The organism is Leclercia sp. G3L (assembly GCF_021117075.1).
GTDB lineage: Bacteria > Pseudomonadota > Gammaproteobacteria > Enterobacterales > Enterobacteriaceae > Enterobacter > Enterobacter adecarboxylatus_C.
The window spans coordinates 52,358-68,537 of record NZ_CP088265.1 but is presented as its reverse complement, the minus strand read 5'-3'; the positions used below and the strand labels follow the sequence as shown (position 1 = coordinate 68,537).

The 16,180-nt window shown below is 54.8% G+C and carries 12 protein-coding genes; 5 read left to right on the top strand and 7 right to left on the bottom strand.

The window, feature by feature from the left end:
- The first annotated feature begins 31 nt into the window (after positions 1 to 31).
- The gene (locus LRS40_RS01745; protein ID WP_231312960.1) at positions 32 to 3,118 is read left to right on the top strand and encodes a beta-galactosidase; all 3,087 of its coding nucleotides are present in this window, start codon (positions 32 to 34) and stop codon (positions 3,116 to 3,118) included.
- 59 nt (positions 3,119 to 3,177) lie between these two features.
- A complete protein-coding gene (locus tag LRS40_RS01740; protein ID WP_142488459.1) occupies positions 3,178 to 3,531 on the top strand; it encodes a DUF1428 domain-containing protein in 354 nt (117 codons plus the stop codon).
- Positions 3,532 to 3,563: 32 nt separating this feature from the next.
- Here LRS40_RS01740 and LRS40_RS01735 read toward each other — a convergent pair whose 3' ends face one another.
- On the bottom strand, positions 3,564 to 5,132 hold the full coding sequence (locus tag LRS40_RS01735; protein WP_231312959.1) for an EAL domain-containing protein: 1,569 nt from the start codon (positions 5,130 to 5,132) through the stop codon (positions 3,564 to 3,566).
- Positions 5,133 to 5,325: 193 nt separating this feature from the next.
- Between LRS40_RS01735 and ykgO the strand changes: the two genes are divergently transcribed.
- On the top strand, positions 5,326 to 5,466 hold the full coding sequence (gene ykgO / locus LRS40_RS01730; RefSeq protein ID WP_142488461.1) for a type B 50S ribosomal protein L36: 141 nt from the start codon (positions 5,326 to 5,328) through the stop codon (positions 5,464 to 5,466).
- A gap of 59 nt (positions 5,467 to 5,525) precedes the next feature.
- Here ykgO and LRS40_RS01725 read toward each other — a convergent pair whose 3' ends face one another.
- From LRS40_RS01725 to acrA, 5 genes are all read right to left on the bottom strand, one after another.
- Positions 5,526 to 5,990 carry a YlaC family protein gene (locus LRS40_RS01725; protein ID WP_142488462.1) on the bottom strand — a complete coding sequence of 155 codons (465 nt, stop codon included), beginning with the start codon at positions 5,988 to 5,990 and terminating at the stop codon, positions 5,526 to 5,528.
- A 274-nt stretch (positions 5,991 to 6,264) separates the two neighbouring features.
- Positions 6,265 to 6,483, bottom strand: a complete 219-nt coding sequence (locus tag LRS40_RS01720) for an HHA domain-containing protein (RefSeq protein WP_032616864.1) — start codon at positions 6,481 to 6,483, stop codon at positions 6,265 to 6,267.
- Between the two features lie 8 nt (positions 6,484 to 6,491).
- Positions 6,492 to 6,884, bottom strand: coding sequence for an Hha toxicity modulator TomB (gene tomB / locus LRS40_RS01715; protein WP_231312958.1), 393 nt, complete (start codon positions 6,882 to 6,884; stop codon positions 6,492 to 6,494).
- 492 nt (positions 6,885 to 7,376) lie between these two features.
- The gene (gene acrB, locus LRS40_RS01710) at positions 7,377 to 10,517 is read right to left on the bottom strand and encodes a multidrug efflux RND transporter permease subunit AcrB (protein ID WP_231312957.1); all 3,141 of its coding nucleotides are present in this window, start codon (positions 10,515 to 10,517) and stop codon (positions 7,377 to 7,379) included.
- Between the two features lie 22 nt (positions 10,518 to 10,539).
- Positions 10,540 to 11,733, bottom strand: coding sequence for a multidrug efflux RND transporter periplasmic adaptor subunit AcrA (gene acrA, locus LRS40_RS01705; protein WP_142488465.1), 1,194 nt, complete (start codon positions 11,731 to 11,733; stop codon positions 10,540 to 10,542).
- A gap of 142 nt (positions 11,734 to 11,875) precedes the next feature.
- Between acrA and acrR the strand changes: the two genes are divergently transcribed.
- Positions 11,876 to 12,529, top strand: coding sequence for a multidrug efflux transporter transcriptional repressor AcrR (acrR, locus tag LRS40_RS01700; RefSeq protein WP_142488466.1), 654 nt, complete (start codon positions 11,876 to 11,878; stop codon positions 12,527 to 12,529).
- 111 nt (positions 12,530 to 12,640) lie between these two features.
- Positions 12,641 to 15,988 carry a mechanosensitive channel MscK gene (gene mscK, locus LRS40_RS01695; RefSeq protein ID WP_142488467.1) on the top strand — a complete coding sequence of 1,116 codons (3,348 nt, stop codon included), beginning with the start codon at positions 12,641 to 12,643 and terminating at the stop codon, positions 15,986 to 15,988.
- Between the two features lie 30 nt (positions 15,989 to 16,018).
- Here mscK and rsmS read toward each other — a convergent pair whose 3' ends face one another.
- Entirely contained in the window at positions 16,019 to 16,177 is a 159-nt protein-coding gene (gene rsmS / locus LRS40_RS01690) for a pleiotropic regulatory protein RsmS (protein ID WP_142488468.1), read from the bottom strand.
- Between the last annotated feature and the right edge of the window lie 3 nt (positions 16,178 to 16,180).

Below are 16,180 nucleotides of genomic sequence, written 5' to 3'. Positions count from 1 at the left end.
AAAATTGTGAGCGCTTCGCAAAGAGGTAATTATGTCCCATCCCGCTCCGCTGATTCTCAGCACTCTGCTTGCTCGTCGTGACTGGGAAAACCCAGGCGTCACCCAATGGAATCGACTCCCTGCCCACGTGCCCCTCAGCGGCTGGCGCGACGAGCAGACTGCGCGGGAGGAGGGCGACTCCTCCTCCATCTGCTCGCTGAATGGCGACTGGCAGTTCAGCTTCTTTGCCGCTCCGGAACAGGTTCCCGATAGCTGGACGCAGGAAGATTGCGCTGATGCGGTCGTGATGCCTGTTCCCTCCAACTGGCAGATGCAGGGCTTTGACACTCCGATCTACACCAACGTCACCTATCCCATCGCGGTCAATCCACCGTTCGTACCGGCAGAGAACCCGACTGGTTGTTACTCGCTCACATTCGACATGGATGCCAGCTGGCTGGAGAGTGGGCAGACGCGCCTGGTGTTTGAGGGCGTTAATTCCGCGTTTTACCTGTGGTGCAACGGGCAGTGGGTGGGCTATTCCCAGGACAGCCGTCTGCCTGCGGAGTTTGACGTTTCCTCGTTCCTGCGCGTGGGCAGCAACCGCCTGGCGGTGATGGTGCTTCGCTGGTGCGACGGCAGCTACCTTGAAGATCAGGACATGTGGCGCATGAGCGGCATCTTCCGGGATGTGACCCTGCTGCACAAACCTGACACCCACATTGCCGATTACCATGTCGTGACCGAGCTGAACGCCGATTACGACCGCGCCCAATTGCAGCTGGCGCTGACCCTCGGTGGGGCCGACTACAAGGACTGCGAGGTTAGCGTCAATCTTTGGCGGGCAGGGGAGTGTATCGCCAGCACCACCGGCACGCCTGGCTCGGCCATTGTCGACGAGCGTGGCCATTGGCAGGAGAGGGTGAATGTCTCTCTGAAGGTGGATCAACCTGCGCTGTGGAGCGCGGAGATCTCCGCCCTGTACCGCTTAACCCTTGTGCTGCGCGACGGGCAGGGCCAGGTACTGGACGTTGAAGCCTGCGATGTCGGTTTCCGCCGGGTCGAAATCAGCAACGGACTGTTGAAGCTTAACGGTAAGCCGCTGCTGATCCGGGGCGTGAACCGTCACGAACATCACCCTGAGCGCGGGCAGGTGATGGATGAAGCCACCATGCGCCGCGACATTGAGCTGATGAAGCAGCACAACTTTAATGCCGTCCGCTGCTCGCACTACCCTAACCACCCTCTCTGGTATCGCCTGTGCGACCGCTACGGGCTGTACGTGGTGGATGAGGCCAACATCGAAACCCACGGCATGGTACCGATGAGCCGTCTGGCTGACGATCCCCGTTGGCTGCCTGCCATGAGCGAGCGCGTCACCCGTATGGTGCAGCGCGACCGCAATCACCCGTCGATCATTATCTGGTCCCTGGGTAATGAGTCCGGTCACGGGGCCAGTCATGATGCCCTTTACCACTGGGTGAAGGCGACCGATCCCACCCGTCCGGTACAGTATGAGGGGGGCGGGGCCAATACGGCTGCCACCGATATCGTCTGTCCGATGTATGCCCGCGTCGATCAGGATCAGCCCTTCCCGGCGGTACCGAAATGGTCACTTAAAAAGTGGATCGGTATGCCGGATGAGACACGTCCGCTGATCCTCTGCGAATATGCCCACGCGATGGGCAACAGCTTTGGCGGATTCGCTAAATACTGGGACGCTTTCCGCAAACATCCTCGCCTGCAGGGCGGTTTTGTGTGGGACTGGGTGGACCAGGCCCTGACGAAGCATGACGAACAGGGCAACCCCTTCTGGGCCTACGGCGGCGATTTTGGCGATAAACCTAACGACCGACAGTTCTGTCTGAACGGGCTGGTCTTCCCCGACCGCACGCCGCATCCGGCCCTGTATGAGGCCCAGCGTGCGCAGCAGTTTTTCACTTTTACCCTGATCAGCCACTCGCCGCTGGTGATAGAGGTGCACAGTGACTATCTCTTCCGTCAGACCGATAACGAGCAGCTGCGTTGGTCGGTGATGCGTGATGGCGAGGTGCTGGCTTCTGATGTGGTGGTGCTCAATATCGTGGCGCAAAGTACACAACGGCTGGAGATCGCGCTGCCGCAGTGGGTGGCGACCCCGGGCGAACTGTGGCTGAACGTTGAGGTATTCCAGCCCGCGGCCACGCCGTGGTCTGCGGAAAATCATCTCTGCGCCTGGGATCAATGGTCGCTTCCCGCCCCGTTACTCATTGCTCCGCCGAAAGTTGCCGGGTTAACCCCTCAGCTCACGCGTGAAGATGATGCGTTGGTAGTCACCCATCAGCAGCAGCGCTGGCAGTTTAACCGCGCCAGCGGCGACCTGACCCAGTGGTGGCGCGAAGGGGAGGCGACGCTGCTCGCGCCGCTGACCGACAACTTTACCCGCGCTCCGCTGGATAACGATATCGGCGTCAGCGAAGCGACCCGTATCGATCCGAATGCCTGGGTAGAACGCTGGAAGGCGGCCGGGATGTACAGTCTGTCGCCACGCCTGCTGCAGTGCGACGGCGAGCAGCTGGAGCAGGCAGTGGTCATCACCACCCTGCATGCCTGGGAGTACAACAACCAGGTGCTGTTCCTGAGCCGAAAATGCTGGCGCATCGATAACCATGGCGTGCTGCATGGCGATGTTGAGGTGCAGGTGGCAAGCGACATGCCGGAGCCCGCGCGTATCGGGCTGACCTGTCAGCTGGCGCAGGTGCCGCAAACGGTGAACTGGAGTGGGCTCGGTCCCTGTGAGAACTACCCGGATCGCAAGCTTGCCGCCCGCCAGGGACGCTGGGAACTGCCGCTGGCGGCGTTGCATACTCCTTACATTTTCCCAACCGAAAACGGCCTGCGCTGCGATACTCGCCAGCTGAAGCTGGGGCAGCATCAGTTCGATGGCGACTTCCACTTCGGGGTGAGTCGCTATAGTCAGACGCAGCTGCGCGAGACCACCCATCACCATCTGTTACGGGAAGAGCCCGGCTGCTGGCTGAACCTGGATGCGTTTCATATGGGGGTCGGGGGCGATGACTCCTGGAGCCCCAGCGTGTCGCCGGAGTTTATCCTGCAGGGGAAAAAGGTGCGTTACGCCTTTAGCTGGCAACAGAACTAAACTTAATCGCTGATGCGGCCACACCATGTGGCCGCACATTCACTTCGGAGGTTTATCTGATGAAGTATGTCGATGGTTTTGTGGTTGCCGTTCCTGCGAATAATAAGGAGGCTTATCGCGAGATGGCAGCGAAAGCCGCACCGCTGTTTAAGGAGTTTGGCGCGCTTCGCATCGTAGAGTGTTGGGCAGATGATGTACCCGACGGCAAATTAACGGACTTTCGCCTGGCAGTGAAGGCGGAAGAGAACGAAGAAGTGGTCTTCAGCTGGATCGAATATCCTTCAAAAGCGGTTCGCGACGAAGCGAATCAGAAGATGATGAACGATCCCAGAATGAAAGAATTTGGCGAATCGATGCCGTTTGACGGTAAACGGATGATTTATGGCGGCTTCTCGCCGCTGCTGGACGAATAGGCGTGGTGCCCGGCGGCACTTCCCGCCGGGCGTTATTCGTATGATTCCGGGTCGAGATTCTGTTCAGCCCACTGAATAAAAGCCTCTTTTGGCAGCGCCTTACTGTAAAACCAACCCTGACCGTACTGCACACCGTGGCTGCGCAGCCAGGTCAGCTGACCTTCGGTTTCAATCCCTTCCGCCACCATCGCCAGATTGAGCGATCGGGCCATCTCAATGATATGCGGCGTCACGTTTTTATACTCCAGCGCGTCGACGAATGATTTATCAATTTTCAGGGTATCGATGTCCAGATCCTGCAGGTAGCTGAGACTTGAGTAGCCGGTGCCGAAATCGTCAATATAGATAGAGTGTCCTGCGCGCCGGAACCCGGCAATGGCGGGGGCACTGACGGTGGGGTCGGCAAAACCCCGCTCGGTAAGCTCCAGCGCAATCTGCGACGGCGGAAGCTGCCATTGATTCAGAAGACGGCTCAATAGCGGGGGCACTGCACCCGAGATCAAATCCGTGGGGGCAAGGTTAATCGAGATATGCTGGTCCGGATGCTGGCGTAGCCATTCGCCCATCTCCTCAAACACTTTTTCAACGATCAGGGCGGTTAACTGATTTATCAGGCCCGTCTGCTCCGCCAGAGAGACGAAAATATCGGGAGACAGATAGCTGCCGTCCTGCTGTGGCCAGCGGGCGAGCGCTTCCGCTCCGGTCAGTCTGCCGCTGTTCAGCGCGACAATTGGCTGAAAATGGACCTGGAATTCCCGGGCATTGATAGCATCCTGCAGGCGATGCCGGGGAGATTGCAGGCGGCGTAACACGCGCAAGACAAACCATGCCGTCAACAAACTGATCAACACGCCAAAAGGCAGCCAGAAATAGAGCTGGTGATGCCAGCTCTCTTTTAACGGCTTCAGGGAAGCCCACGCCACGATGGCAAACCCCAGGTCGGGCACATTATGCACATCATACATAGCGCCGTTATGTTGGAAGTGCGAGCTGCCATTGCGCTGCATTTCATTGAACACCTGCATATCCAGGCTGTTACTGCTGGCGAAAACAATATTTCGACGGATACCCACCAGCGCAACGTCGATCGGCCAGGATCCAAAGGGGATCACGTCGATCAGCGAGGCGGGGTCGATCATCACGATATAGTGGCCTGTACCAATGGCGGCCATATAACGTTTAAGATTCAGATCGTTGTGCGAGGTAACCCAGGCCCGATAGCCGTCGGGGGTGATGCGTAATGCTGGCGGAAAGGGGGCGGCGTGGCTCTCCTGTTCCAGGGAGGAACAGCGTGGCTTGAGATCGTCAACGTAGATCACTTCCTGGATATAGCGCCAGGAGAAAGAGGCGCGGCGCATTACCAGCGCATGTTCGCGACTACAGGGAATGCCTTTGAAGGATTGCATTTCGTTCAGAGCGGATTTGGCCTGGGTAATCACTCTGTCGGTACGGATCTGGACGCGGGCAGAGTAATCGTTCAGGTCATCAACAAACTTATCTTCCGCATTACGATGCGCCAGCCAGACGCTCAGGCAGACAGGAACAAGCACTGCAATAATCAGTACGCAGGTCACCACACTAACCAGGTGTCGGGTTGTCATGCTCCTGTTTCCTTTTTATAACGCCGGGCGTGGGGCGCACAAGTCGATGACATTAAAACGGAAAGCTATGCTGAAGTGTAGAACTATTTTAGATGAGTTTACGTGCCGCTTATCCGTCCTGAGTTGTTTTTCCACCGCCACTCGGATATGCTAATTGTTATGTTATAACAAATCATATTTGTAAGGGGTAAACATGCAGGTTCTTAATTCATTGCGCAGCGCAAAACAACGTCATGCGGATTGTCAGATCGTCAAACGTAAGGGGCGGCTGTATGTGATATGCAAATCCAATCCGCGCTTCAAGGCGGTGCAGGGGCGTAAGAAGAAACGGTAGGCCAGAACAGGAAGCTTGCCGCTAACAGCGAGGCTGTCGGCGGCAGGTCAGAGCGGACTTCAGGCAGCCACGCGGGCAAGGGTAAAGACGTCGTAGAAAGAGAGTTCGCCTTTGGTGGCGATCATTTTTTGCAGTTTCTCTTTTTGCTGGGATTCAACCTGAGGTGAATGCAGGATGCTGTCGATCAGCTGGTTGGGCACATAGCGCGTGTTGTACCACTCACCGTTGTAGCAGACGCGAAAATCGAGCACATCAATATCTTCATAGCGGTAGCGCGGATTAACGTCGAAGAAGAAGAAGGCGTTAAAGACGACGAATAATACCACTAGGAGCCAGACGGAACCGATCAGCGTGTCCGACTGCAGCATCACCACCAGCGTTGCCAGCCAGGCGGCATACATAGCAACAAACAGGCCCGGATGTTTGCGAATAAAGCTGATGCTAAAGCGCGGTTTGTTGTCACGCTTTTCGCGTACATTGAGGTCATCAATGGTCTCGGTAAGCAGGCGTTGTATCTCGGTCATCTTCTGCCCTTTCTCAAATCAACTTAAAACGGGGGATCCGTGTATTTTAAGTGACCACAATGTTTGTGGAAAGTAACAGTTACGCTAAGAAAAAACATAACAGTTGCCAGGAAAGGGCGGGTCAGATGATGCGGTGGATCTCTTCGGTATGACGCAGCGTCTCCGCTGGGCGATAAAACGGTCGCCCATCCGGGTGAGGAGCTGCATGCTGGTGGTCTAAAACAGCGTCTAAACGTCTAATGCGGTGTGATGTCCTCTGAAGTGTGTCACCCAATCAGCGTACGAATTTCCACACGGCGGTAGGAATTTTATCGTACAGCTTATTCATCGTAAGTTCAGCCAGGCGATGATCCGCTGCGGAATAGAATACCGCTAACTCATTATCAGAAAGCTCGTATTTATTTTTCTCAATCACACGTTCAAGGGTGTCAATTGACTGACAGCGTCGCAAACGCATCAAATAATCTGTCTTGGTTAATGGTTTATCAGACATAAATTCACCTAATTGTTTGTAATAATTTTAACCGGAGAAGCTAACGGGTTAGCCCTGCTTGCATTGACAAAACAACGAAAAAGCCGATTGCCCGATTTACGCCATTTCTGCAAATCCTGCGCGTTAATGCCGTAGCTGCTGAATAACATAAAAGTGTCATCCAGGTATCCGTCAATTTGCTCAATCAACTTATTATCTTCGTTATACTTAATTTTATAATTAAGGGCGAAGGTTGCTATATGCTCAATCAACTCGTTTAGCTGCAAATTAATGGCAGAAGTAGGGTCATTGACCCAGCCATGGTTGCTTTCATCGAGATTGGAAAGGCAGTCATGGTACAGGGATTCACAAAGGAATTTCAACTGTGCAATATCTTGCCTTTTGGGCGAGTATTCGTCCATAGCGCATCCCCTTTTTGAGTGATTTTTTACTCACCGAACATCGTTGTCGGGAAGGGTACATCTGACTTAACGTCAACGACTACTGTTATGCCTCTTGCCTTTAACTATAATCTACTCTGAATAGGATTTCACCGCGCTATTACGAAAAATTACAATTACGCAGCATGTTAAAGGGTTTCCCGAGCACTATGTTATATATTGTTTTATCCCGAGGCGGAGCGCTCTTATCATCAGGCAACATTTTTCTACCGTTTCTATAATCGCTACCAGGCGCGATCATATACAAAAAAACACCAGGAATACTCTTAATAACTAAGAAGCCGCGCAACAATTTGAGAGTTTGTGTAAGAAGAATGGGCTAAATATGATAAGCCGTTTAAAGGTGACATAAAATATATAAACCGCCAATAAGCTTATTTTATGATTTTCAATTGCCAAAAAAAAGGCCGCATTAGCGGCCTTTTTAGCTGTTAACAGCAGGATGCTGGTCTCTTACACCGAATGTTTGTGTTCGATATCGTCGTTTTTACGGCTGAAACGGCGACGTACCACCACAAAGAATACCGGAACAAAGAAGATAGCCAGTACGGTTGCGGTAACCATCCCGCCCATTACGCCAGTACCTACGGCGTTCTGCGAACCGGAGCCTGCACCCGAACTGATTACCAGAGGCATAACCCCGAGGATAAACGCCAGGGAGGTCATCAGAATCGGACGCAGACGCATACGGACCGCCTCCAGCGTCGCTTCAATCAGCCCTTTGCCCTCTTTATCCATCAGATCCTTGGCGAATTCCACGATCAATATCGCGTTCTTCGCCGACAAGCCAATGGTTGTCAGCAGGCCCACCTGGAAGTAAACGTCATTACCGAGGCCACGGAACGTGGCTGCCAACAGGGCGCCAATGACCCCCAGCGGTACAACCAGCATAACGGAGAACGGAATAGACCAGCTCTCATACAGCGCTGCCAGACACAGGAATACCACGATCAGGGAGATGGCATACAGGGCAGGGGCCTGGTTGCCGGACAGACGTTCCTGATAGGACATCCCCGTCCAGTCGTAGCCGATGCCTGCTGGCAGTTTACCCGCCAGCTCTTCCATCAGGTTCATGGCCTCACCGGTACTTCTGCCCGGTGCCGCCTGACCGAGGATCTCCATCGATGGCAGACCGTTGTAACGTTCCAGACGCGGTGAGCCATATTCCCAGCGTGACGTGGAGAAGGCGGCGAATGGCACCATCTGCCCGTTACTGCCGCGGACGTACCAGTTATTGATATCGTTCGGCAACATACGGTATTGCGCTTCAGACATCACGTACACCTTCTTCACGCGACCGCGGTCGATGAAGTCGTTGACGTAGCTACCGCCCCAGGCTGCGCCCAGCGTGGTATTGATGTCACTGATAGTGACGCCCAGCGCCTGTGCTTTTTCCTGATCGATATCCACTTTAAACTGCGGCGTATCTTCCAGGCCGTTAGGACGCACGCCCACCAGCAGCTCAGGATGTTTTGCCACCTCACCAAACAGCTGGTTACGCGCCTGAGTCAGTTTTTCATGGCCCAGACCGCCCTGGTCGATAAGCTGGAAGTCAAAGCCGGTTGCCGTACCCAGCTCGACGATCGCAGGTAGGTTAAAGGCAAAGACCATCGCATCTTTAATCTGCGAGAAGGTGCCCATCGCACGGCCAGTAATGGCTTCAACTTTATTCTCTTCGCCCGGACGCTCAGCCCAGTCTTTCAGAGAAACGAAGGCAATACCGGTGTTCTGGCCACGACCCGCAAAACCAAAGCCGTTAACCGCAAACACCGATTCAACGTTGGCTTTCTCTTTAGTGAGGTAGTAATCCGTCACCTCATCCAGCACTTTCTGGGTACGTTCCTGGGATGCACCTGCTGGCAGCTGGGCCATGGTCAGGAATACGCCCTGGTCTTCGTCCGGCAGGAAGGAGCTTGGCAGACGAACAAACAGGTACGCCATACCGACCACGATGATGATATAGAGCAGCAGATAACGACCGGTGCTGCGCAGGATATTGCCCACGCTGTCGGTGTAGTGATGCGTGCTCTTATCGAACATGCGGTTAAACCAGCCGAAGAAGCCTTTTTTGCCTTCGCCGTGATCGCCTTTGGCTACCGGTTTCAGCATGGTGGCGCACAGTGCCGGGGTCAGGATCAACGCAACCAGTACCGACAGGGCCATTGCCGAGACGATAGTGATGGAGAACTGACGATAAATCGCACCGGTAGAGCCACCGAAGAAGGCCATCGGGATAAATACGGCGGACAGCACCATCGCGATACCGACCAGTGCGCCCTGGATCTGACCCATCGACTTACGGGTGGCTTCCTTCGGCGGCAGCCCCTCTTCGGACATCACACGCTCGACGTTTTCCACTACTACGATGGCGTCATCCACCAGCAAGCCTATCGCCAGCACCATCCCGAACATCGTCAGGGTGTTTATCGAATAGCCAAAGATCGACAGTATCGCAAAGGTACCCAACAGAACGACCGGAACGGCAATGGTAGGGATCAGCGTCGCGCGGAAGTTCTGCAGGAACAGATACATTACGATGAATACCAGGATGATCGCTTCGACCAGCGTTTTCACTACTTCGTGAATCGAGATCTTAACGAACGGCGTGGTGTCATACGGGTAAACGATTTTCAGACCTGACGGGAAGAAAGGTTCCATTTTCTTCAGTTCGGCACGGATCGCTGTTGCTGTATCCAGGGCATTAGCGCCGGTCGCCAGTTTAATCCCCAGACCGGAAGCCGGCTGGCCGTTAAATTTGGCGATAACGTCGTAGTTTTCACCGCCCAGCTCCACCTTCGCAACGTCACGCAGGCGAACCTGTGAACCGTCCGGATTCACTTTCAGCAGAATTTTACTGAACTCATCTGCTGAGGTCAGACGGGTCTGCGCGATGATCGAGGCGTTAAGCTGCTGGCCTTTAACCGGTGGCGTACCGCCTAACTGACCGGCTGCAACCTGGGCGTTCTGCGCTTTGATGGCGGTGATCACGTCTACCGGCGTCAGCTGGAAGTTGTTCAGTTTGTTCGGATCCATCCAGATACGCATCGCGTACTGGGAACCGAACAGCTGCACGTCACCCACGCCTGAAGTACGGCTGATGGCATCCTTCATGTTGGCGCCCACGTAGTCGGAAATATCCTCCTGCGTCATGGTGCCGTTGGTGTTGATAACGCCGACAACCATCAGGAAGCTGCTGGAGGATTTCTCCACGCTCACGCCCTGCTGTTGTACTTCCTGCGGCAGTAACGGCATCGCCAGCTGCAGTTTGTTCTGCACCTGAACCTGAGCGATATCCGCATCTGTACCGGACTCAAAGGTCAGCGTGATCTGCACCGTACCGGTGGAGTCACTGTTGGAGGACATGTACATCAGGTTATCGATACCGTTCATGTTCTGTTCGATAACCTGGGTTACGGTGTCCTGCACCGTTTTGGCATCAGCCCCAGGGTAGGTTGCGGCGATTGAAATTGCTGGCGGCGCAATGGTTGGATATTGCGCGACAGGCAGCTTCAGGATCGCAAGTCCCCCGGCTAGCATGATGATTATGGCGATCACCCACGCAAAAATGGGGCGATCGATAAAGAAATTAGGCATGTCTTAACGGCTCCTGTTTAAGTTAAGACTTAGGTTGTTCTGACTGGCCGCCTGCGGAGGCTTGTTGTTGATTGTCAGACTTGACCTCTTGCGCTTTAACCTGGGCGCCCGGGCGAACTTTTTGTAAACCGGTAATGATGACGCGATCGCCATCTTTCAGACCGTCAGTGACCAGCCATTTGTCACCAATCGCCTGAGTGGCGGTGATCTGACGGACTTCGACTTTGTCTTCAGCGCCAATAACCATTGCACTGGCATCGCCGCGCGGCGTACGGGTCACACCCTGCTGTGGAACCAGCAGTGCGGTTGGGTTAGTCCCTTCTTCCAGGCTTGCACGAACGAACATACCCGGTAACAGCGTATGGTTCGGGTTCGGGAAGATGGCACGCAGGGTGATAGAACCGGTGGTCTGATCGACCGTCACGTCAGAGAACTCGAGGCTGCCGGCCTGTGGGAACTTAATACCGTCGCTGGTGACCAGTTCCACTTTCGCTTTGCCATTTTCCTGCTTCAGGGTGCCGTTCTCCAGCTCCTGTTTCAGACGCAGGAAATCATTGCTCGACTGGGTAACATCGACATAGATCGGATCAAGCTGCTGCACGGTAGCCAGCGCGTTGGTCTGGCCGCTCTGCACCAGGGCACCTTCGGTCACTGACGATTTACCAATGCGACCGCTGATAGGCGAGGTCACTTTGGTATAGGCCAGGTTAATGCGTGCAGTTTCTACCGCGGCTTTCGCAGCGGTAACGGCGGCGTTAGCCTGTTGAGCATCTGCCTGGGCGCTATCGTATTCCTGTTGGCTGATGTACTGGGTACCCAACAGTTTCTGATAACGGCTGACGGTCAGCTGGGCAATTTTTGCCGCAGCCTGGGCTTTAGCCAGATCGCCTTTTGCACTTTCGTAATTAGCCTGATAGGTAGCGGGATCAATCTGATACAGAGAATCACCTGCTTTAACATCACCACCTTCCGTAAAATTACGTTTCAGGATGATGCCACTCACCTGTGGACGCACTTCAGCAATGCGGTAAGCGCTGGTTCGGCCGGGTAATTCTGTTGTTATCTGGAGAGGTTCGGATTTGAGCGTCACGACGCCAACTTCTGGCACCTGCTGAGCCCCTTGTTGAGCCTGTTTTTCGTCACATCCTGTAAGCGCTAAGCTGCCTGAGAGCATCAGAACGATCGCCAGAGGCGTTAACCCTCTGTTTTTGTTCATATGTAAACCTCGAGTTTCCGATTTCAAATTGATCAATGGATCACGCGTCCACAAACCCATTGCTGCGTTTATATTATCGTCGTGCTATGGTACATACATTCATAAATGTATGTAAATCTGACTCCTGTAAATTCACCAAGGTATGGCACGAAAAACCAAACAACAAGCACTTGCGACACGCCAGCACATCCTTGATGTTGCTTTGCGCTTGTTTTCGCAACAGGGGGTCTCTTCCACTTCGCTGGCACATATTGCTCAGGCGGCTGGGGTAACCCGGGGAGCGATTTACTGGCATTTCAAAAATAAGTCAGATTTATTTGGTGAAATTTGGGAGCTTTCAGAATCCAGTATTGGAGATCTCGAGACTGAGTATCGGGCAAAATTCCCCGACGATCCACTCTCAGTTTTAAGAGAGATTCTGGTCTATATCCTTGAGGCGACTGTTATTGAAGAGCGTCGCCGCCTGATGATGGAGATCATTTTCCACAAATGCGAGTTTGTCGGGGAAATGGCCGTTGTGCAACAGGCACAGCGCAGTTTATGTCTGGAAAGTTACGACCGTATTGAACAGACCCTGATGCATTGTATTAAAGCTAAAATGTTGCCCGCTAATTTGCTGACCCGTCGCGCCGCTATCCTGATGCGCAGCTATATTTCCGGCATTATGGAAAACTGGCTTTTTGCCCCCCAGTCTTTTGATCTGCAACGGGAAGCCCGTGATTACGTGGCCATCCTGCTGGAGATGTACCAGTTCTGCCCGACGCTGCGCGCGCAGCCAGAGTCGCTCCCAGCCTGACTCCCAGGAATTGTCCAGGAGCCGACAGTTGATGCTATTTTGCACCCGATTGCCGTGATATTCTTCACGCCGGTCTTTTTTCGTCATTCATCACACGAATTACACATAACTATGTTGCACTACACACGCAAACAGCATCCTCTCCTGGCATTTATTCTGGTTTTCTTTTTCGCATTGATGGCTTCACCGGCTGCGTTGGCGCGTGCCGATAATAGCAACGACACGCCAACGCGGGCAGATATCCAGAGCCAGCTTGATGCCCTGAGCAAACAGAAAGAGCTCACTCCGCAGGACAAGCTGGTTCAGCAGGATCTGACGGAAACCCTGGAGACCGTCGACAAGCTCGAGCGGGTCAAAGCCGAAACCACGCAGTTACGCCAGAAGGTGGCTCAGGCACCGGAAACGATGCGCAAGGCGACCGAGAGCCTCAACGCGCTGGGCGATGTCGATAACGATGCAGAAACCCGCAAAACGCTGGCGACCCTGTCCCTGCGTCAGTTGGAACTGCGCGTGGCGCAGCTGCTCGACGATTTACAAACTGCGCAAAGCGATCTCGCCACCTACAATAGCCAACTGGTATCTCTGCAAACTCAGCCGGAGCGCGTGCAGAATGCGATGTACACCGCGTCTCAGCAGCTGCAGCAGATCCGCAATCGTCTGAACGGGACTTCCGCGGGTGAGGCGGCGTTACGTCCCACGCAGCAAACGTTGCTGCTGGCGCAGCAGCAGCTGCTGAATGCGCAGATTGAACAGCAGCGTAAGAGTCTGGAAGGCAACACCGTGCTGCAGGATACCCTGCAAAAACAGCGCGACTATGTCACCGCCAACATCAACCGTCTGGAGCATCAGCTGCAGCTGTTGCAGGAGGCGGTCAACAGCAAGCGACTGACCCTGACGGAGAAAACCGCGCAGGAGGCCGTTAACCCGGACGAAACCGCGCGTATCCAGGAAAATCCGCTGGTGAAGCAGGAGCTGGATATGAACCATCAGCTCAGCCAGCGTTTGATTACCGCCACCGAAAACGGTAACTCACTGGTTCAGCAGAACATCAAAGTCAAAAACTGGCTGGATCGTGCCCTGCAGTCTGAACGCAACATCAAAGAGCAGATTGCCGTCCTGAAAGGCAGCCTGCTGCTGTCGCGTATCCTTTATCAGCAACAGCAGACCTTACCTTCCGCCGATGAGCTGGAGGATATGACCAACCGCATTGCGGATCTGCGCCTGGAACAGTTTGAGGTCAACCAGCAGCGCGACGCCCTGTTCCAGAGCGATGCCTTTGTTGCGAAAGTGGAAGAGGGGCACAGCAGCGAGGTGAATGGTGAAGTTCACGATGCGCTGCTGCAGGTCGTGGATATGCGCCGCGAGCTGCTCGACCAGCTGAATAAACAGCTGGGCAATCAGCTGATGATGGCCATTAACCTGCAGATCAACCAGCAGCAGCTGGTGAGCGTCTCCAAAAGCCTGCAGGAGATCCTCACCCAGCAGATCTTCTGGGTAAACAGCAACAAGCCGATGGACTGGGACTGGATCAAATCCTTCCCGGGCATGCTGAAAGACCAGATTAAAGGGATGAAAATTACCGTTAACTGGGAAAAAGCCGGTCCGGCGGTGGCCTTTGCCTTCCTGGCGGGCCTGCCGCTGTTGCTGATTGCCGGGTTAATCCGCTGGCGTCTCGGCTGGCTGAAAAAGTACCAGGCGAAGCTGGCGAATGAAGTGGGGCAGTTGCGTAATGACAGCCAGCTTCATACGCCGAAAGCCATTCTAATCGATCTGATCCGCGCCCTGCCGGTCTGCCTGTTGATTCTGGCTGCGGGGCTGATCCTGCTCACCATGCAGCTCAACGTCAGCGATCTGCTGTGGGCCTTCAGTAAAAAACTGGCGCTGTTCTGGCTGGTGTTTGGCCTGTGCTGGAAAGTGCTGGAGAAAGACGGCGTGGCGGTAAGCCACTTCAATATGCCTGCCCAGCTCACCAGCCATTGGCGACGCCAGATTGTGCGCATTAGCCTGGCGCTGTTGCCGCTGCACTTCTGGTCGGTGGTGGCGGAACTCTCCCCGCTGCATCTGATGGACGACGTGCTGGGTCAGTTCGTCATTCTGCTGAATCTGCTGCTGATCAGCGTCCTGATGTGGCCGATGTGCCGTGACAGCTGGCGCGATAAAGAGTCGCACGCTATCCGCCTGGCGACGGTCACCGTGCTGTCCATTATCCCGCTGGCGCTGATGGTGCTGACGGCCACCGGCTATTTCTATACCACCCTGCGTCTGTCGGGTCGCTGGATTGAAACCGTCTATCTGGTGATCCTCTGGAACCTGCTGTACCAGACCGTCCTGCGCGGGCTGAGCGTTGCCGCTCGTCGCATCGCCTATCGCCGCGCCCTGGCGCGTCGGCAGAATATGGTGAAAGAGGGGGCGGAAGGCGCTGAGCCGCAGGAGGAGCCGACCATCGCTCTGGAGCAGGTGAACCAGCAGACGCTGCGTATCACCATGCTGGTGATGATCGCCCTGTTCGGCGTGATGTTCTGGGCCATCTGGTCTGATTTAATCACCGTCTTTGCCTATCTCGACAGCATTACCCTGTGGCACTACAACGGCACCGAAGCGGGTGCGGCGGTGGTGAAAAACGTCACCATGGGCAGCCTGCTGTTTGCGCTGGTCTCGTCGATGGTGGCCTGGGCCTTGATCCGCAACCTGCCTGGCCTGCTGGAAGTGCTGGTGCTCTCGCGCCTGAATATGCGCCAGGGGGCCTCGTACGCCATCACCACCATCCTCAACTATGTGATTCTGGTAGCCGGGGCGATGACCGTCTTCGGTTCGCTCGGGGTTTCGTGGGATAAACTGCAGTGGCTGGCGGCGGCCCTGTCGGTCGGTCTCGGGTTCGGTTTGCAGGAGATCTTCGGTAACTTCGTTTCGGGTCTGATTATCCTGTTTGAACGTCCGGTGCGTATTGGCGATACCGTGACTATCGGCACCTTCTCGGGAACCGTCAGCAAGATCCGTATCCGTGCGACCACCATCACCGACTTCGATCGCAAAGAGGTGATCATCCCGAACAAAGCCTTCGTGACCGAGCGGTTGATCAACTGGTCGCTCTCCGACACCATCACCCGCGTAGTGATCCGTCTGGGCGTAGCCTACGGCTCCGATCTGGATGCGGTGAAAAAAGTGCTGCTGAAAGCGGCGATGGACCACCCGAAAGTGATGCACGATCCGGAGCCAGCCGTGTTCTTCACCACCTTCGGGCCGAGCACGCTGGATCATGAACTGCGTCTGTACGTACGTGAACTGCGTGACCGCAGCTACACGGTTGATGAACTGAACCGCACCATCGAGCGTCTGTGCCGGGAAAATAACATCAACATCGCGTTCAACCAGCTTGAAGTGCATCTGCGCAACGAGAAGGGTGACGAACATACGGAAGTGAAACGTGAAGTGAAGGGTGATGACCCGACGCCGGCGTAACATTACCCCTTAATCTGGCTCTCTCCCTTTTCAGGGAGAGGGCAGGGGAGAGGGGATTTTCCCCTCAAAATCCCGCTTCACAATCTCCAGCGCCTTCAGCACCGTCTCGGCCGGGATCGCATGATTCTCCAGCAACATGATCAGATCCACGGCCAGCTTTATTTCATCGGGGGCGTTTTCCAGTGACACACA

Coding starts and splice junctions, on each gene's coding strand:
- LRS40_RS01725 (WP_142488462.1), bottom strand. CDS start 5,990: ATGACCGAGATACAACGCCTGCTTACCGAGACCATTGATGACCTCAAT.
- tomB (WP_231312958.1), bottom strand. CDS start 6,884: ATGGACGAATACTCGCCCAAAAGGCAAGATATTGCACAGTTGAAATTC.
- acrR (WP_142488466.1), top strand. CDS start 11,876: ATGGCACGAAAAACCAAACAACAAGCACTTGCGACACGCCAGCACATC.
- LRS40_RS01720 (WP_032616864.1), bottom strand. CDS start 6,483: ATGTCTGATAAACCATTAACCAAGACAGATTATTTGATGCGTTTGCGA.
- LRS40_RS01735 (WP_231312959.1), bottom strand. CDS start 5,132: ATGACAACCCGACACCTGGTTAGTGTGGTGACCTGCGTACTGATTATT.
- ykgO (WP_142488461.1), top strand. CDS start 5,326: ATGCAGGTTCTTAATTCATTGCGCAGCGCAAAACAACGTCATGCGGAT.
- mscK (WP_142488467.1), top strand. CDS start 12,641: ATGTTGCACTACACACGCAAACAGCATCCTCTCCTGGCATTTATTCTG.
- acrA (WP_142488465.1), bottom strand. CDS start 11,733: ATGAACAAAAACAGAGGGTTAACGCCTCTGGCGATCGTTCTGATGCTC.
- LRS40_RS01745 (WP_231312960.1), top strand. CDS start 32: ATGTCCCATCCCGCTCCGCTGATTCTCAGCACTCTGCTTGCTCGTCGT.
- acrB (WP_231312957.1), bottom strand. CDS start 10,517: ATGCCTAATTTCTTTATCGATCGCCCCATTTTTGCGTGGGTGATCGCC.
- LRS40_RS01740 (WP_142488459.1), top strand. CDS start 3,178: ATGAAGTATGTCGATGGTTTTGTGGTTGCCGTTCCTGCGAATAATAAG.